The sequence below is a fragment of the Malaciobacter sp. genome (genome assembly GCF_055140965.1).
Map to the genome: position 1 here is coordinate 1 of NZ_JBSRRO010000032.1, position 17,409 is coordinate 17,409.

Annotated in this window: 15 protein-coding genes and 3 pseudogenes; 11 read left to right on the forward strand and 7 right to left on the reverse strand. The window is 26.7% G+C overall.

Annotated elements, in window-relative coordinates; translation table 11 throughout:
- Positions 1–1,500 (reverse strand): VWA domain-containing protein (locus ACTCCZ_RS09555; RefSeq protein ID WP_463187286.1); only part of this gene is annotated, 1,500 nt, incomplete at its 3' end.
- A 91-nt stretch (positions 1,501–1,591) separates the two neighbouring features.
- Between ACTCCZ_RS09555 and tig the strand changes: the two genes are divergently transcribed.
- Genes tig through def form a run of 3 tightly spaced genes read left to right on the forward strand, consistent with a single transcriptional unit; the run spans position 1,592 to position 4,014 of the window.
- Positions 1,592–2,893 (forward strand): trigger factor, encoded by a 1,302-nt coding sequence (tig, locus tag ACTCCZ_RS09560; protein ID WP_079578987.1) that lies wholly within the window; start codon positions 1,592–1,594, stop codon positions 2,891–2,893.
- A 16-nt stretch (positions 2,894–2,909) separates the two neighbouring features.
- Positions 2,910–3,494: an ATP-dependent Clp endopeptidase proteolytic subunit ClpP gene (clpP, locus tag ACTCCZ_RS09565; protein WP_079578989.1), complete on the forward strand. Its 585-nt coding sequence runs from the start codon at positions 2,910–2,912 to the stop codon at positions 3,492–3,494.
- Positions 3,495–3,498: 4 nt separating this feature from the next.
- Positions 3,499–4,014, forward strand: coding sequence for a peptide deformylase (gene def / locus ACTCCZ_RS09570; protein WP_079578991.1), 516 nt, complete (start codon positions 3,499–3,501; stop codon positions 4,012–4,014).
- A gap of 11 nt (positions 4,015–4,025) precedes the next feature.
- On the opposite strand, the gene ACTCCZ_RS09575 is transcribed toward def, so the two are convergent.
- The 4 genes and pseudogenes from ACTCCZ_RS09575 to ACTCCZ_RS09590 form a co-directional block, all read right to left on the reverse strand.
- On the reverse strand, positions 4,026–4,391 hold the full coding sequence (locus tag ACTCCZ_RS09575; RefSeq protein WP_079578993.1) for a hypothetical protein: 366 nt from the start codon (positions 4,389–4,391) through the stop codon (positions 4,026–4,028).
- Between the two features lie 86 nt (positions 4,392–4,477).
- Positions 4,478–5,851, reverse strand: coding sequence for a methyl-accepting chemotaxis protein (locus tag ACTCCZ_RS09580; protein WP_079578995.1), 1,374 nt, complete (start codon positions 5,849–5,851; stop codon positions 4,478–4,480).
- A gap of 99 nt (positions 5,852–5,950) precedes the next feature.
- A pseudogene (locus ACTCCZ_RS09585) lies at positions 5,951–6,502 on the reverse strand (methyl-accepting chemotaxis protein); the annotation flags it as partial.
- A 258-nt stretch (positions 6,503–6,760) separates the two neighbouring features.
- A pseudogene (locus ACTCCZ_RS09590) lies at positions 6,761–7,495 on the reverse strand (PAS domain-containing protein); the annotation flags it as partial.
- 200 nt (positions 7,496–7,695) lie between these two features.
- Between ACTCCZ_RS09590 and ACTCCZ_RS09595 the strand changes: the two are divergent.
- The 8 genes from ACTCCZ_RS09595 to thiD all read left to right on the forward strand — a co-directional run bounded on the left by ACTCCZ_RS09595 (position 7,696) and on the right by thiD (position 15,473).
- A complete protein-coding gene (locus tag ACTCCZ_RS09595; RefSeq protein ID WP_079578999.1) occupies positions 7,696–9,207 on the forward strand; it encodes a YifB family Mg chelatase-like AAA ATPase in 1,512 nt (503 codons plus the stop codon).
- A 105-nt stretch (positions 9,208–9,312) separates the two neighbouring features.
- Positions 9,313–10,197 carry a GTPase Era gene (era, locus tag ACTCCZ_RS09600; RefSeq protein WP_079579001.1) on the forward strand — a complete coding sequence of 295 codons (885 nt, stop codon included), beginning with the start codon at positions 9,313–9,315 and terminating at the stop codon, positions 10,195–10,197.
- Positions 10,198–10,340: 143 nt separating this feature from the next.
- Entirely contained in the window at positions 10,341–10,544 is a 204-nt protein-coding gene (locus ACTCCZ_RS09605) for a hypothetical protein (protein WP_079579003.1), read from the forward strand.
- 137 nt (positions 10,545–10,681) lie between these two features.
- Positions 10,682–11,611, forward strand: a complete 930-nt coding sequence (hemH, locus tag ACTCCZ_RS09610; protein WP_079579005.1) for a ferrochelatase — start codon at positions 10,682–10,684, stop codon at positions 11,609–11,611.
- 1 nt (position 11,612) lies between these two features.
- Positions 11,613–13,016 (forward strand): phytoene desaturase family protein, encoded by a 1,404-nt coding sequence (locus ACTCCZ_RS09615; RefSeq protein WP_079579007.1) that lies wholly within the window; start codon positions 11,613–11,615, stop codon positions 13,014–13,016.
- Positions 13,004–14,029, forward strand: coding sequence for a sensor histidine kinase (locus ACTCCZ_RS09620; protein ID WP_079579009.1), 1,026 nt, complete (start codon positions 13,004–13,006; stop codon positions 14,027–14,029). Before ACTCCZ_RS09615 ends, ACTCCZ_RS09620 begins: the two co-directional genes overlap by 13 nt.
- On the forward strand, positions 14,007–14,699 hold the full coding sequence (locus tag ACTCCZ_RS09625) for a LytR/AlgR family response regulator transcription factor (protein ID WP_079579011.1): 693 nt from the start codon (positions 14,007–14,009) through the stop codon (positions 14,697–14,699). Before ACTCCZ_RS09620 ends, ACTCCZ_RS09625 begins: the two co-directional genes overlap by 23 nt.
- Before the next feature lie 9 nt (positions 14,700–14,708).
- Positions 14,709–15,473 carry a bifunctional hydroxymethylpyrimidine kinase/phosphomethylpyrimidine kinase gene (thiD, locus tag ACTCCZ_RS09630; protein WP_079579013.1) on the forward strand — a complete coding sequence of 255 codons (765 nt, stop codon included), beginning with the start codon at positions 14,709–14,711 and terminating at the stop codon, positions 15,471–15,473.
- Positions 15,474–15,505: 32 nt separating this feature from the next.
- Here thiD and ACTCCZ_RS09635 read toward each other — a convergent pair.
- Positions 15,506–17,078, reverse strand: a pseudogene (locus ACTCCZ_RS09635) (sodium:solute symporter family transporter).
- Positions 17,078–17,392, reverse strand: coding sequence for a DUF485 domain-containing protein (locus ACTCCZ_RS09640; protein ID WP_079579017.1), 315 nt, complete (start codon positions 17,390–17,392; stop codon positions 17,078–17,080). Before ACTCCZ_RS09640 ends, ACTCCZ_RS09635 begins: the two are co-directional and overlap by 1 nt.
- Between the last annotated feature and the right edge of the window lie 17 nt (positions 17,393–17,409).

Consider the following 17,409-nt stretch of genomic DNA (forward strand, 5'->3'; position numbering starts at 1 on the left):
CTTTTCGTCTTTTTTATTTTTAGTATTTTGATTTTGATTAGAATTTTGTTTATCATTTTCTTGCTTTTTATTTTCATTATTTTTATTGTTTTTATTCTTTTGCTTATTGTTTTTTTCATTACTCTTTTTTGAATCTTGTTTTTTTAAAGCATCTTTTACAGTATCTAGATTTTGTCTAGTTTGCTTATCTTCTTTGAATTTTAATGCTTTTTCATAACTTCTTATTGCTTCTTGTAGTTGATTTAGTTTTGTATAACTATTCCCCATATTATGAAGTTTTTTAAACTCTAAGCTTTCATCTGAACTTATAACTTTTTTATAGTTTTTTAATGCTTGTTTAAACTTTTTTTGTTTATAAAGTGAGTTTGCAAGATTGTAATAAGCTTGGGGAGTTTTTGCAACTTTTTTAAACTCTTTAGCTGCTTTTTCATAATCTTTATTTTCATAGGCTTCTTGTGCTTTATCTATTGTTTTAAAGTCAGTAATAGAAGCTTTTAAATCATATTGCATAAATAAAATTAAAATAAAAGGTAAGAATCTGCTTTTTGGTAAAGAAGAGAATGCTATTAGCAAAATTAATAGTGCTAGGGCTAAAGGATAATAAAATAGTTCAGTATAAACTTTGAATTTTTTTGATGTAGCATTTTGTTTTTTTGAGTTATTCTCAACTGTTTTCATGATATTTTCTACATCATAATCATCAATTGTATAGTTTATATATGCTCCATTTGTATTTAAGCTAAGATTTTTAATATTTTCATTTAATGCAACAGTTACTATATTTCCATTCTCATCATTTAAAAATTTTCCATTTTCTAATCTTATTGGTGTTCTTTCTTTGCTTGCTGTTGTTATAATATAAATATTTAAATCATAATCTTTTGCAAGTTTTATCTCTTCTTCAAAACTATTTTTATCTGTTCCATCTGTTAAAATTATAAGATTTTTTGTTTGCATATTTTTTAAAAGTTTTGATGCACTTTTTATAGCTACTTGTAAACTTGAACCATTATCAAAAGTATATTTTTCATCAATTCTTGAAACTATTTGTTTAAGTGAAGTTATATCGCTTGTCAAAGGAGATAAAATATAAGATGAATTAGAAAAAAGAATAACAGACACAACTTTATCTTTAGATAAGTCTAACAATTTTAAAAGTTTGTTTTTTGCAAAAGTTAATCTATTTGGCTTAATATCATCTGCAAGCATTGATTTTGATGTATCTAAAGCTATTGTATATGAGATTAGCTCTTGTTTTAATTCTTGCTCTTTTGGTTCTATAACTGGTCGCCCCAATGCAATAAGCATCAGTATTACTGCAATAAAAAATAGAATATTTCTTGTGTTTTGATTCATAAATTTATTGTTAACTGTAAGTTTATTTAGTGCTTCTTGTGTAAAGAGTTTTTGCATCGATTTTTTGTTAGTTGTGATGAAAAAAGCTAATAATATTGTTGGTATTAACATAAAAAATAGTACGTTTGGATATAGAAATTGCAACTTGTTACTCCTTTTGTAAAAACCAATTTTATTAAAGCTTTAGTAATAGTTAGATAAAATCGCATAAAATTATATTTTCGGAGTAGATTTAATGGAATTTAACGCACAAAAAGTTGATGAAGCTAATGCAGTAGTTACTGCAACAGTATCAAAAGACTTAATTGAAAAAAACTTAGACAAGGTAGCTAAGCAAGCTGCTAAAACACTTGATATTCAAGGTTTTAGAAAAGGTAAGGTTCCTGTGGCTATTGTTAAGCAAAGATATGCTGATAAGTTAGAGCAAGATGCAGAAAGTGATGTATTAAGAGATATTTTAGCAAAATCTTTAGAAGAATTAAATATTAAAAATGATGACTTAGTTGGTGAGCCAGCGGTTACAAAATTTGATAAAAAAGATAATGGTGATATTGATGTTGAGATTAAAGTTGCTTGCAAACCAGAAGTTGATTTAGGTGATTATAAAGCATTAATTCCTGAAGTTGAAGATAAGCAAATTGATGAAAAAGAGATTGCTGAAAGATTAGAAGAAATGTCTAAATCTTCTGCACCATTAGAAAAAATCAAAAGAAAAAGAATGGTAAGAGATGGTGATTTTGCTGTTATTGATTTTGAAGGTTTTGTTGATGGTGTTGCATTTGAGGGTGGAAAAGCTGAAAAGTATCCATTAGAGATTGGTTCAGGTTCTTTTATCCCAGGATTTGAAGAACAAATTATTGGTATGAAATATGAAGAAGAAAAAGAAGTAACTGTTACTTTCCCAGAAGAGTACCAATCAAAAGATTTAGCTGGAAAAGAGGCTGTATTTAAAGTAACTTTACATGAAATTCAAGAAAAAGTTGCAGCAGAGATTGATGATGAATTTGCTAAAAAAATGTTACCAAATGAAGAAGATGCAACTGTTGATACTTTAAAAGAGAAAATTAAAGAACAACTTAAAAATGCTGAAATGGCTAAATATTATAGAGAAGAGTTAAAACCTCTTTATTTAGATAAACTAGTTGAAGAGTTAAATTTTGCATTACCAAATTCTGTAATTGAGCAAGAGATTAATTATGCACTTAATAATAAAGTTAGATCTATGAGTGAAGAAGAGATTAAAGCTTTACAAGAAGATGCTTCAAAAGTTGAATCTATGAGAGAAGAGTTAAAAGAAGATGCACAAAAATCTGTAAAAGCTACATTTATTGTTGATGCTTTAGCAAAAGCTGAGGGTATTGATGTAAGTGATCAAGAAGTAACTCAAGTTATTTATTATGAATCAATGCAAATGGGACAAAATCCACAAGATGTATTAAAACAGTATCAAGAAGCTGGATACCTACCAGCTATAAAAATGTCTATGATTGAAGATAAAGTTATTACAAAATTATTAGATGAAAAATTAGGAAAATAATTTACTAGGATAAAAGATGAGTTATATACCATACGTAGTTGAAAAAAGTGGAAGAGGCGAAAGAAGTTATGATATTTATTCAAGACTTCTAAAAGACAGAATTATTATGTTAAGTGGTGAAATTAATGATCAAGTAGCATCAACAGTAGTTGCACAATTATTGTTTTTAGAAGCAGAAGATCCAGAAAAAGATATTTATATTTATATCAACTCTCCAGGTGGAGTTATTACAAGTGGTATGTCAATCTATGATACTATGAATTATATTAAACCTGATGTTTGCACTATTTGTGTAGGTCAAGCTGCTTCAATGGGAGCATTTTTATTATCTTCTGGAACAAAAGGGAAAAGATACTCTTTACCTAATTCTAGAATTATGATTCACCAACCACTAGGTGGAGCACAAGGACAAGCTACTGATATTCAAATTCAAGCTAAAGAGATTCAAAGAATGAAAGATAGCTTAAATAAGATTATTTCTGAGCAAACAGGTCAGCCTTTAGAAGTTATTGAAAAAGATACAGATAGAGATAACTTTATGAGTGCTGATGAAGCTTGCACATATGGGTTAATTGATAAAGTAATTACAAGTCATAAGTAAAACAATGATTAGAGAAGTTATAACATATCCAAATAAGCTACTTCGAACAAAATCAAAAGATGTGGAGAAGTTTGACGAAGAACTTCACACTCTTTTAGATGATATGTACGATACAATGATTTCAGAAAGTGGAGTTGGACTTGCTGCTATACAAGTTGCAGTTCCACTAAATGTTTTAATTATTAATCTTCCTGATGAATATGATATTCAAAATAAAGAAGACTTAATAGAAGCAATTAATCCTGTTATTGTTGAAAAAGATGGTGAACAAGTAAATGTAGAAGGATGTTTAAGTGTTCCTGGATTTAACGAAGAAGTAAAAAGAGCTCAACATATAGTTGTAGAGTTTTTTGATAGATTTGGCAAAAAACATAAAATCGAAGCACAAGACTTTATAGCAGTTGCATGGCAACATGAAATGGAACATTTAACTGGACATCTTTTTATAGAAAATTTATCTATTATTAAAAGAAAGAAGTTTGAAAAAGAGTGGAAGAAAAAGCTAAAAGCTAAAAAATAGTTTTTAGCTTTTTACTTATTAAATAGATTATAAAGCATTGTAACTAACAATGCATTTGACAATAACCAAATACTCCAAAAGAAAATTTTCTCAAAAGTTGTAAAAAATATCTCTTTATATCTTAAAGGTGATGACATATAAGCTAAGATTACATATACAACTGTTGCAACTGTAAGTGCAGATTTAAATGGTGATGTAAGAAGTATCATAGCAAAAGAAAAAAATGGAATAATCAAGCTTAAAGCAAAAAACTTACCATATCTTTTTCTATTTTTATCTCCTTCAAAATAACTAACTGTATGACCGCAATTTGGGCAAATTGTTCCTATTCTTGCAAGGATTTCATAATCACATTCTGGACATTTAATTAAAGGCATACTCTTTTCCTATTTTTTGTTTAAAATACTACTCTTTAAATATTTTATTAAAATTAAAAAAAGAATTAATTAAAAAACTTCAACTATTAAAATAGTTTATTGTTTGTATATTCTACAATCTTTTTTGCAAGTAAAGTATTATCATTTGCAATTTCATTTGTAGTTTGTGATATTATGGAATTGGTTTCAATTTCATTATTTAAGCTAGTTACTTTTTCATTTATTTTAAAGATTGTATTTTGTTGATGTTTTGAAATAGTTGTAACTTCTTTTATATAATTTATAGTTTTATTAATATTAGTATTTAAATCTTCATATCCCTCAATCATATTATTTGAAATTGTTTTTCCTTCATTTGCTTCTATATTAGCATCTTCTACAAGTTTTTTTATTTTTTTTGCTGCTTGAGCACTTTTTGTAGCTAGGTTTCTTACTTCTTGAGCAACTACTGCAAAACCTTTTCCAGCTTCTCCTGCTGTACTTGCTTCAACTGCTGCATTTAAACTTAAAATATTTGTTTGGAAAGCTATTTGATCAATTGTTGTAATAGCTTTATTAATATCTTTTACTTTATCATTTATTTGCTCTATTGAGTTATTTGTTTTAAATGCTAAATCTTCACCTTTTAAAGCATATGATGTAAGGTTATTAGCAAGATTTGACATGTTATTTGTAGTATCAAATATACTTTTTATTTGTTCTGTAACATCTTGAATATCATGGCTTGTGTCTTTTATGCTTTCTTTTGTAAATGTAGATGTTTCATTTAGTTTGTTTACGCTATTTAGAAGTTTATTTGAAGAGTGCATAAGTGATTGTCCATTTGTTTTATTTTCATTTAGCATCAAAACAATTGCACTTTTTAAACTATTTATTGAGTTTATCATATGCAAAAATTCACCACTATTTTCAAGATTGTTAATTTTTATATTTTTTGTATAATTATAATTTGTATACTCAATTAATTGTTTATTTATTATTTCATAATTTTCTTTTGTATTACTAATCATATCATTTACGCTATTTTTAAACTCTTCTAAAAAAGGATTTGATGAACTTTTTGTGATTTTTTTTGAAAAGACTCCTTTTTTTAAACTTTCCATAACTTCTTTTGCTTCATTTATCAAAATCTTTTCTTCTTCTTTTTTTATATTTTGTTTTTTTTCTCTTAGATCAATTATCTCTTTTATTTTTGAATATTCACTTGAAAATGATGTATTTGTATCAAATTTAGTATTTGGATTATCCATATCTTTTAGAAAATTTATAAGTTTTAAAGATAATTGTTTACCATTTTTCCTTTCGTCAAATTCATGAAATATTAAAGCAATTGCAATTATTACTTGAATAGCTTGGGCAGTTTTGTTTTCTGTAAAAAGTATTGCATTTAAAGGAAGTACAATCATACCAATATAATGTACAATTGTCATTCTAAAATATAGTGATTTTAAAGTTTGCATTTTATAACTCCTAATTTTTTAGAAGTATAATAAAATAGGATAATATTTGTCTTGATTATAATCAATAAAAAAGACAAACTACAAAGTTTGCCTTTAAATTTATTTTAGTTTTTGTAAGATTGCTATTAGATTTGAAGATACATCAACTAACTCTTTTGTTGCACTTAGAGTCTCTTTTGATTTATCTCCACTATTGTGTGCACTATTTGAAACATTTGCCATTGATTGTGTTACTTCATTTACACCTTGACTAGCTTCAAAAGCAGTATTTGAAAGCTCATTTGAGATATCTTCTTGTTTTGACATTGATTTTGAGATATCTGTTGACATGTGCGTTATTTGTTCAATTGTATTATCTATTTTGCCAATTGAACTTAAAGAGTTTTTAACTAAAGTTTGTATTAATTCAATAGCACTTGTAATCTCTTTTGCAGCATCATCAGATCTATTTGCAAGGTTTCTTACTTCTTGTGCAACTACTGCAAATCCTTTTCCAGCTTCTCCTGCTGTTGCTGCTTCTACTGCTGCATTTAGACTTAGAATATTTGTTTGAAATGCTATTTGTGTAATAAGATTGATAGTTTCTCCAATTTTTTCAGACTCTTCATTTAGTTTCATCATAGCATTTGTTGTCTCTTTTGATTGTTCTTGTGCAATTTTTGTAATCTCTTCTGCTTTTGAAGAAGTACTTGATATCTCTTTTATTGATGTAAGCATTGTTTGTATCTTTGTAGATACATCATTTACTGCTTCATTGATTTGTGTAATTGATACTGATATCTCTTCTGAACCATTTTTTGTTATTTGGGCTTCATTTGACATTGATTGAGCAGCTAAAGATAAATTGTCCAATGATTTTGTAACTTTTTGTACATTTTCATCAATATCAAAAATAAGATTTTTTCTTTCTGTTATATCTGTTGCATACTTTACAATTTTAAAAGGTTTGTTCTGTTCATCTAGTATTGGATTATATGTAGCTTGTATCCAAATTCTTTTATTATTCTTGCCAATTCTTAAATAAATACCTGAATCAAACTCTGCATTATTTAATTTTTCCCAAAACTTTTTATACTCTATAGAGTTTTTATAAGACTCTTCACAAAAAATACTGTGATGTTTACCTTGAATCTCACTCAAACTATAACCTATTGTATCTAAAAAGTTTTGATTCGCGTTTAAAATAATACCATCTGTATTAAATTCAATAACAGCTTGAGACTTACTTATTGCATCTATTTGACCTGTATAATCCAATGTTTGAATTTTTCTTTTTGTTATATCTTGTGCAAATTTTACTATTTCATATACATTGTTATTTTTATCTTTGATTGGAGTATATGATGCTTGTATATAAATAGACTCACCATTTTTTTTATATCTTTTAAACTCAGATGTTTGTGTTAGCCCTTCATTTAAATCTTTCCAAAAATTTCTATAATCATTGCTATTTGCATAGTTCTTATCACAAAAAATGCTGTGATGCTTACCTTTGATTTGTTCAATATCATCATAGCCTAAAGCATTTAAAAAGTTTTTATTAGCTGTTTTTATTGTTCCATCAGTTTTAAAGCTAATAATTGCATAGTTTTCTTCTAAAGCTTTAAGTCTGGCAGAATCTTCTTTTGATGTAAAAAGTGTCATTTTAAATTTTACCTTTATTTATTTATTTTGCATAATAATTGAAAAAACTTGTAATATAAATTTCAAATATTATCTAGATTTTATAAATTATAATTCTTTAATACTAATATTCAAATATTTTAACACTTTTTGAGTTTTAAAAAGTTGAAATTTTATGTAAAATCTAAATATAATAAATAAAATTATTATTTAGGATATAAATGAAAATCATAAATTCAGCAACACTACAAACTATTGAAGCAAAAAGCGTCGATGTAGAAGCATCTTTTACAAATGGCTTACCATCATTTACAATTGTAGGATTAGCATCAAATATAATTCAAGAGTCAAGGGATAGAGTAAAGTCTGCTTTATTATCAAATGAGTTTAAATTTCCTGCAAAAAAAATAACAATAAATCTGTCTCCTTCTGAAATTCAAAAAAGTGGTACACACTTTGATTTGGCAATTGCACTTTTAATAGCTTTATATGAAACAAATGTTGTGTTTAACGATTTTTATATATTTGGAGAGCTAAGTTTAGATGGAAAAATAAAAGATAGTAGTAGTATTTTTCCTATTGTTTTATCTTTAACAAAACAAAAACTTGTAAAAAATGTCTTAGTATCAAAGGAAAGCGCAAAAAAACTTTCAAAAATTCCAAATATAAATATCTATTGTGTAGATAATTTAGATATGGCTATGCAGTTTTTTAAGTTTGATAATAAAGAAAAATTCAAATATACATCTACAAATTTTGAGTGTGAGAGTTTTTCTATTTTAAATAAATCATACTATTTTTTAAAAGATTATGAACTAGATTTCAATGAAGTAAAGGGGCAAAAATACGCTATTGAGGCTTCATTAATTGCAGCTGCTGGAAGTCATAATATACTATTTGAAGGAAGTGCTGGTTGTGGTAAAAGTATGATTAGCAAAAGATTAAAGTTTATTATGCCACCTATGAGTTTAGAAGAGATATTAGAAAAAGCAAAACTTCAATCAATTGATTTAAAACCTATAGACTTTTCTCCAATTAGAGTTTTTAGAGCTCCACATCATAGCTCAACAAAATCTTCGATATTTGGAGGTGGAAGTGGCAATAGTGCAAAAATTGGTGAGATTGCATTATCAAATAATGGAATATTGTTTTTTGATGAACTTCCTCATTTTTCAAAAAGTACTTTAGAAGCTTTAAGAGAACCACTTGAAGATTTTAAAGTTTTAATTAGTCGAGTAAACTCAAAAGTTCTTTATGATACGAAGTTTTTATTTATAAGTGCAATGAATCCTTGTCCTTGTGGAAACTTACTTTCAACTAGTAAAGATTGTAGATGTAGTGATTTAGAAGTTCAAAGATATAAAAACCGTCTTTCAGAACCATTGTTAGATAGAATTGATTTATATGTAGTGATGAATGAACCAAGTGTTAATGAAAAGGTTTATTATAATTCAATGCAACTGCATGAAAGGGTTATTTGTGCATTTAAAAAACAAAAACAAAGAGCCCAAAATGATTTAAATGGAAAATTAAGTGATAAAGAGATTAAAAAATTTTGTAAATTAGATGATAGTTCAAGTGAAATACTTAATAAAGCAATAGTAAATTATAAACTATCTTTTAGAAGTATTAATAAAATTTTAAAAGTATCAAGAACAATCGCTGATTTGAATAATAATGAAAATATTACAAAAGAAGATTTAATGAAAGCATTAAGTTATAGAAAAAGATAATAAAGTAAGACATAATATAAAAATAATTAGTTTACACCTTTGTAATAACAAAAATGGTATTATACAAAATTAATAAAATAAGCTTTTAAAGCTTAAGGAGAATCAATGACAAAATGCGGTTATGTATCTGTGGTTGGAAGACCAAATGCAGGTAAAAGCTCATTATTAAACTGGCTTGTTGGTGAAAAACTTGCAATGGTTTCACACAAAGCTAATGCTACAAGAAAAAGATCAAATATAATAGTTATGCATGAAGATGACCAAATTATATTTGTGGATACACCAGGACTTCATGAAACTGAAAAACTATTAAATCAATTTATGCTTGATGAGGCTTTAAAAGCTATGGGTGATTGTGATTTGATTTTATTTTTAGCACCAGTTACAGATAAACTTACTCATTATGAGGATTTTTTACAAAAAAATAAGAAAAATACAAATCATATACTTTTACTAACAAAAATTGATAATATAACTAATGATGAAGTTTTAGCTAAGATGAAAGAGTACGAAAAGTATAGTGATAAGTATCAAGCTGTAATTCCTGTATCAATAAAAAAAGCAACAACACATGCAGATATTTTAGATGAGGTTGTAAAACACTTACCTGAGCACCCTTATCTTTATGACCCTGAAATAATGACTACTGAAACTTTAAGAGATATCTTTAAAGAGTTCATTAGAGAATCAATTTTTGAAAATATCTCTGATGAGATACCTTATGAAACAGATGTTGTTGTAGAAAAAGTTGAAGAAAAAGATCATATTGATGTTATTAAAGCAACAATAGTTGTACAAAAAAGTACTCAAAAAGGTATGATTATAGGAAAAGGTGCTACTGCTATTAAAAGAATAGGTAAAGATGCTAGAGTTAAAATAGAGAAATTAACAGGTAAAAAGTGCTATTTAGAACTTTTTGTTTCAATAAGAAAAAATTGGACAAAAGATAAAAAAGGCTTAAAAGACCTAGGATATGATGTAACATTATAAAAAGTATAAGTTTATCTTGCTTTTTAAAGAAAGTTTATTTTATAATTTGTAGTTTATTCGTTTGGTGTATCTAAAGTTTTAAGATACGTCGCTTTGCAAAACTGTAAAGCAGTTATGATTGTATTTACTTTAAGAGGGAAACAGTGCAATTATCAATTATTTATGAATTAAGAGCAAACAATATAGAAGAAGAGCATATTGAGTTAATTATGCAAAGAGTTAAAAATAGGCTTTCTGAAAAGAATATTGATGCTGAACTTGAAAAATTAGGATATTCTAAAATCTTTACTGTTGATTATGATGCATATGATGCTGATTATACTTATGATGATGAAGAAGATTACTAAAATTAAAATTAATACCCTCGGGTATTAATTTTTACTAAAAAATAAACTAATAGCAAAGATATTATTAACTAACAAATTTTAACTACAATACTTCACTAATAAAGATTATAATGTAAAAAATTAGTGGAGCAAATAATATGAAAAAAGCCATACTATTACTTAATATGGGTGGACCAAACAATTTAGATGAAGTAAAAGTTTTTTTAAAAAATATGTTTAATGATAAAAGAATAATTTCAGCACCAAAGCTAATTAGAAAAATAATTGCATTCATAATCATAAAAAGTAGATTAAAAGAAGCGAAAAATAACTATAAACAATTAGGTGGGAAATCACCAATAATTGGCTATACACAAGAACTTGTAGATATTTTAAATAATGAACTTGATGCAGATATTTTTTATGTGATGAGATATACACCTCCATTTGCAAAAGATGTATTACCAAATATTAAAGATTATGATAAAGTTTATGCTATTCCTTTATATCCACACTATTCAACTACAACAACTGCTTCTTCTTTTGATGATTTGTTTATAGAAGCAAAAAAATATAAAATTGAAAATAAAATCCAAACTGTACATAAATACTACTCTAATGAAAACTACAATAAAGCAATTGTTCAAAGAATAAAAGAGGCACTAAAAGATAAAAATCCAAAAGAGTATGAGCTTGTTTTTTCAGCCCATGGTTTAACTCAAAAAATAATTGACAATGGAGATATTTATCAAAAAAATATAAAACAAAATGTTTACTATGCAAGAAAAGAGTTAGCAAAACAAGGTATAAATTTTCATAAAACACATCTAGCTTATCAATCAAGGGTAGGACCAATGCAATGGATAAAGCCATATTTAGAAGATAAATTAGCTTCTTTAGAGTTAAAAAAAGTGATTATTTATCCAATCGCTTTTACTATTGATAACTCCGAAACAGAGTTTGAACTTGATGTTGAATATAAAGAGTTAGCTCATGAATTGGGATTTAAAGAGTATATTGTAGCAAAAGCACCTAATGTGTTAATGAGTGAAGTAATAAAAGATTTGTACAATAAGATGGGAACATAATATGAAAGATTTTGTAGTAATTGGATCAGGCATTGGTGGAACTTCTGCTGCTTTAGCATTAAATAAAGATTTTGATGTAACGCTATTTGAAAAAGAGCAATATTTAGGTGGATGCTCTTCTACTTATAAAAGAGGTAAGTATTATTATAATGCAGGGGCAACTACTTTTGCAGGTTACCAAGATGGAACTTTTTTATATGATTTTTTTAAAAAAAATGAAGTTACTTTTAAAAAACAATTACTTGACTCATCTTTAACTGTTTTAATTGGAAACAAAAAAATCAGAAGATTAAGAGATTTAGATGCTTTTGTTGATGAGATTAATAGTGTATTTTATCATGAAAAGAATAAAGAGTTTTATGAATTGATTTTTTCTATAACAAATAGATTTTTCCAAATTGATGATTATTATTACTCAAATAAAAATCTTTTTTCTAAAACTAAGTCTTTATACTCTTTTAAAAATCTTTTTTTTGAGTTCTCATCACTTCTATTTACAAAAGCAGATAAATTTATTGATAAGTTTTTTAATGGCATTTCAAAAGAGTATTTGGATTATATAGATAATCAAGTATTAATTGTATCTCAAGCAAAAACAAATGAGATAAACTTTTTAACTTGTGCTTTAGCCTTGGGTTATCAGTTTATGAATAACTACTACATTTATGGTGGAATGGGAAGTTTATTTGATTCTATGGCTTTTAAAATAGATGATGTAAGAACAAATGAGTTTATACAAAATATCGAAAAAACAGCTAATGGATATATTGTTCATAGTAAAAATGAGTCTTTACATTCTAAAAATGTAATTTTAAATAGTTCACTTTTTGATAGTGCTCATTTATTTGAAGATAAAACTATTAAAGATTATATTAATAAATACAAAAAGTTTGATTTTGGTCTATCAGCATTTATGGTTTATATGAAACTTGATACAAATAAAACTTTTGACCATCACTATCAAATTATCTTGCCAAATAGATTAAAAAATACAGTCTCAAACTCTATGTTTGTCTCTTTTTCTAGTAATGATGATGAGAAAATGAAAGGAAGTGTTACTATTTCTATGCATACAAATAGTGCATTTTTTACTACACAAACAAAAGAGAAAAAACAAGAGTTACTAGATATAATTAAAAAAATTGTATGTGAAAAGTTAAATATACAAGAAGATGAGATTGTAAAATGTTTTGCAGCAACTCCTCAAACATTTAAAAAATATATTAATAGAACAAGCTTAGGTGGAATTGCAGTAAAATATGAAAATTTAGTTTATAAACTTCCATCAAATGATACTCCAATAAAAGGTTTGTACAATGTGGGTGATACTACATTTGCAGCTCAAGGTTGGCCAGGGGTTATGCTAGGAGTTAGAAATTTACAAAGGTTAATATGCAAAATATAGAGTTACAAATAAGATTGAAAGATTGGTTTTTTATCTTTTTAATAGCAATATTTTTTTCAATTGTTTTATCAGTATATAGTTACTTTTTAATAGATGAAGAACTTAAAAATGCAGTTATTTTTGGTGCATTATTGGGATTTGATATTTTTATTTTTTCAATGTCATTTATTACATATTTAAATAACTATATTTTACCCAAACTTTCAAGAAAGTATTGGATTTTTCTAGCTGTTATTTTCTCTTTTTTATCAGGTTTTTTAGGTACTCTTTTGACTTATTATTTGTGTAATATTTTAGATATTTATTTGCTTGAAAAGTTTAAAGATAGTTATATGATTTTTGCATTTTTTATAGGGTTTTTAACATATTTTGTTGCTGCACTTTTGTATCAATTTGTAAAAATGAGTAATAAAAAAGAGTATAGTGAAAGACTTTTATTAGATAGTAGATTAAAATCACTTCAAAGACAACTAAATCCGCATTTTTTATTTAATTCTTTAAATTCACTTGTTGAATTGCTTCATGAAGATATTAATAAAGCAGAAGATAATTTAATGCAACTTTCAAAATTCTTAAGGCAAAGTATGAAAGAGAGTGCTTTAAATAGTTTAAAAGATGAATTAGATAATCTTAAAAGATATGTTGCATTGGAAAATGTAAGATTTTCAAATAAGATTATTTTAAATATTGATATAAATAAAGAGTTTTTAAAAAGACAAGTTCCAAAATTTTCAATACAATTGCTTGTAGAAAATGCCATAAAACATGGCTTTGATAAATCAAATAAAGAGTTGATAATTGATATTTATGTAAAAGAATATGAAAAAGATTTTGAAATTTATGTAAAAAACAATGGAAAAGCTGTAAATACAAATAGATTTGGAATAGGTCTTACAAACTTAAAAGAGAGATTACAAATTTTATGTAAGGGAAAAATTTCTTTAGAAAATAGCCAAATACCAACTTATAAAATCACAATAGGAAGATGCAATGAAAATATTAGTAATGGATGATGAAGAACTAGCAATAAAAAGATTAGTTAGATTACTTGATGAGCTTAAATATGATTATAAAGTAGCAAACAATAAAGAAGAGTTTGATTCTTTAGATAAAGAGCATGATTTTGATATTTATATTTTAGATATTAATATGCCAGATATTAGTGGACTAGAACTTGCGCAAGAGATATTTGCATTGAATGCTCAAGCTTTTGTTATTTTTCAAACAGCATATGAAGAGCATGCTTTAAAAGCTTTTGAAATTGGGGCTATTGATTATTTATTGAAGCCTTTTACAAAAGAGGATTTACAAAAAAGTATAAATAGAGCAATTTCTTATAAAAAAGAAGAAAAAGGTACAAAGTTCTTAACTAAAAATGGAGATGAAGCTTATTTGTTAAAGCCTGAAGATATTGTTTATATTCAAGCTGATTTAAATGAAGTAATTTTTAGAACAAAAGAGGGCTTTTCATATTATGCAAAAAAGATATCTGATATGGAAAATTTGTTAAAATCATCAAATTTTTTTAGAATACATCGTTCATATATAATAAATCTTGATTATGTAAAAAGTATGAAGACACAAGAGCAAAGTAAGATTGAGTTTTTCTTTACAAATATAAAAGATAGCATTACTTCAAGTAAAGATGGAGCAAAAAAATTTAGAGAATTTATCGAAAAATAAGGAGCAAATATGCAAAGTGTTTTAACAATCGCAGGTTCTGATTCTTGTGGTGGAGCAGGAATACAAGCTGATTTAAAAACTTTTGAAGCTTTTGGTGTTTATGGGGCTTCGGTTGTTACAGTATTAACAGCTCAAAATACAACAGGTGTAAAAGATATCTTTGAAGTTGATGCTAGATTTGTAAAAGCACAAATCGATTCAATTTTAGATGATTTTGATATTAAAGTAATAAAAGTAGGTATGCTTTTTAACAAAAAAATAATAAAAACAGTAAAAGATGCAATTAAAGATTTGGGTATTCCTATTGTTCTAGATCCTGTATTTGTATCAAAAGCTGGCTCAGCTTTATTGGAAACAGAAGCTATAAAAGAGTTAAAAGATTTTTGTCAATACGCAAAGGTAATAACACCAAATTTATACGAAGCAAAACAACTTTTTGATTATAATGAAAATGAAGAACATGACTTAACTAAGATCAGAGAGTACAAAACAAATGTTTTAATAAAAAAACATAAAAAAGAGATAAATGATATTTTGTATAGTATAGATTATTTATATACAAAAACTGATATCAAATCTTTTCATACTCCATATATTAGAACAAAAAATGTTCATGGAACAGGTTGTACTTTATCTTCTTCCATTGCTGCAAATTTGGCATTGGGTAAAGATTTGGAAGAAGCAATAAGAGTATCAAAAGAGTATGTTTATGAAGCTATTTTAAAAGCTCCGAACTTAGGTAAAGGCTCTGGAGTAATTAATCATAAAGTTTAATTTCAAAGAGGTTTTAACCTCTTTGAAAAGTTCTAATGCTCAACAGCTGTATTTGCACCAAAACCTGTATTTGCTCTAATATTTTGAGCTCTAAATTTCTCTTGTTCATCTTTTGCTCTTTGAGAGTTATCTGTAATTGAGAAAAACCAAATTGCAATAAATGCAGTTGTTACAGAGAATAGTGCAGGGTGTTTATATGGAAAGATTGCTTCTTCATTTCCAAGAATTTGAACCCAAACAATTGGTCCTACTACAACTAATACAACAGCAGTAATTAAACCAATAAATCCTCCAATAAAAGCACCTCTTGTAGTAAGTTTTCTCCAATAAATTGATAAAAATAAAATTGGAAAGTTTGCAGATGCAGCAATACCAAATGCAAGACCTACCATATATGCAATATTTTGTTGCTCAAATGCAATACCTAAAATAACTCCAAGTATTCCAACTGCAATTACAGTAATTCTTGATATTTTAACAATTTTTTCATCACTTGCTTGAGGATTAATAACATTTGCATAAATATCATGGGAAATAGCACTAGCACCTGCTAATGTAAGACCAGAAACAACTGCTAAAATAGTAGCAAAAGCAACAGCTGAAATAAATCCTAAAAATGCATTTCCTCCTAGCATATGTGATAGATGAATAGATGCCATATTATTTCCACCAAATAGCTTCCCATCGACAAAATATTGTGCGCCATCTGCTGAATTTAAAAAAGCAATTGCTCCAAATCCAACTATTGTAATAATAATCCAAAAATATCCAACAAAACCAGTAGCATAAACAACAGATTTTCTAGCCTCTTTAGCATTTCCAACAGTAAAGAATCTCATAAGAACATGAGGAAGCCCAGCAGTACCTAACATAAGTGCCATACCAAGTACTTACAGCTAAACTTTCAAAATTAAAATCAAAATGGTATAAAACCATAATAGCCATAAAAGATACACCTGTTAATAAAAGACATGCTTTTATTATTTGAACCCAAGTAGTTGCTAACATGCCACCAAAAGTAACATAAATAATCATCATAACACCAACTAATATAACTGCAAATTCATACTCCATTCCAAATAGAACTTGAATAAGTTTTCCTGCACCTACCATTTGAGCAATAAGATACAAAATAACAACTGATAGTGAACCAAAAGCAGCTAATGTTCTAATCTCTTTTTGACCTAATCTATAAGCAGCAATATCTGCAAAGGTAAATTTTCCTAAGTTTCTTAGTTTTTCTGCCATAAAAAATAGAATAATTGGCCAACCAACTAAAAATGAAACAGCATAAATAACTCCATCATAGCCTTTTAAGTAAATAAGACCAGAAACACCTAAAAATGCAGCAGCTGACATATAATCACCTGCAATTGCCATACCATTTTGAAAACCGCTAATTCCTCCACCTGCTGTATAAAAATCACTTGCAGATTTTGTTTTCTTTGCTGCCCAGTATGTAATACCTAATGTTCCTACAATAAATATAAAAAACATAATAATAGCTGGTATATTTAAATCTCTTTTAGTTGCCTCAAAACTTGCATCTCCCGCTGCAAAAACTGAAACACTAAAAATTGAAAGTAGTGCTAGTAATTTTATCATTATAACTCATCCTTTACATCATCTTTTACTTTATTGATTAAGTCTTCAAACTCACCATTAGCTCTTATTACGTAAATAATTGTAGTTATAAAACTAATTACTAAAATTGCTAGGGCTATTGGAAAAGCAATTGTTGTTAATCCATCGCCTATTTTTGTAGCTAATATCTCTTTGTTAAATGCAATTGTTAAAATATATGCATAAAACATAACTAATACGAAAACTCCAAGCTTAATACTAAAACTTCTTCTTTTATTAACAAGTTCTATGTATTGTGGATGGGTTTCTATCTTTTCTACTAATTTTTCGTTCATCCGCTCTCTCCTGTTTA

Coding starts and splice junctions, on each gene's coding strand:
- tig (WP_079578987.1), top strand. CDS start 1,592: ATGGAATTTAACGCACAAAAAGTTGATGAAGCTAATGCAGTAGTTACT.
- clpP (WP_079578989.1), top strand. CDS start 2,910: ATGAGTTATATACCATACGTAGTTGAAAAAAGTGGAAGAGGCGAAAGA.
- def (WP_079578991.1), top strand. CDS start 3,499: ATGATTAGAGAAGTTATAACATATCCAAATAAGCTACTTCGAACAAAA.
- ACTCCZ_RS09575 (WP_079578993.1), bottom strand. CDS start 4,391: ATGCCTTTAATTAAATGTCCAGAATGTGATTATGAAATCCTTGCAAGA.
- ACTCCZ_RS09580 (WP_079578995.1), bottom strand. CDS start 5,851: ATGCAAACTTTAAAATCACTATATTTTAGAATGACAATTGTACATTAT.
- ACTCCZ_RS09595 (WP_079578999.1), top strand. CDS start 7,696: ATGAAAATCATAAATTCAGCAACACTACAAACTATTGAAGCAAAAAGC.
- era (WP_079579001.1), top strand. CDS start 9,313: ATGACAAAATGCGGTTATGTATCTGTGGTTGGAAGACCAAATGCAGGT.
- hemH (WP_079579005.1), top strand. CDS start 10,682: ATGAAAAAAGCCATACTATTACTTAATATGGGTGGACCAAACAATTTA.
- ACTCCZ_RS09615 (WP_079579007.1), top strand. CDS start 11,613: ATGAAAGATTTTGTAGTAATTGGATCAGGCATTGGTGGAACTTCTGCT.
- ACTCCZ_RS09620 (WP_079579009.1), top strand. CDS start 13,004: ATGCAAAATATAGAGTTACAAATAAGATTGAAAGATTGGTTTTTTATC.
- ACTCCZ_RS09625 (WP_079579011.1), top strand. CDS start 14,007: ATGAAAATATTAGTAATGGATGATGAAGAACTAGCAATAAAAAGATTA.
- thiD (WP_079579013.1), top strand. CDS start 14,709: ATGCAAAGTGTTTTAACAATCGCAGGTTCTGATTCTTGTGGTGGAGCA.
- ACTCCZ_RS09640 (WP_079579017.1), bottom strand. CDS start 17,392: ATGAACGAAAAATTAGTAGAAAAGATAGAAACCCATCCACAATACATA.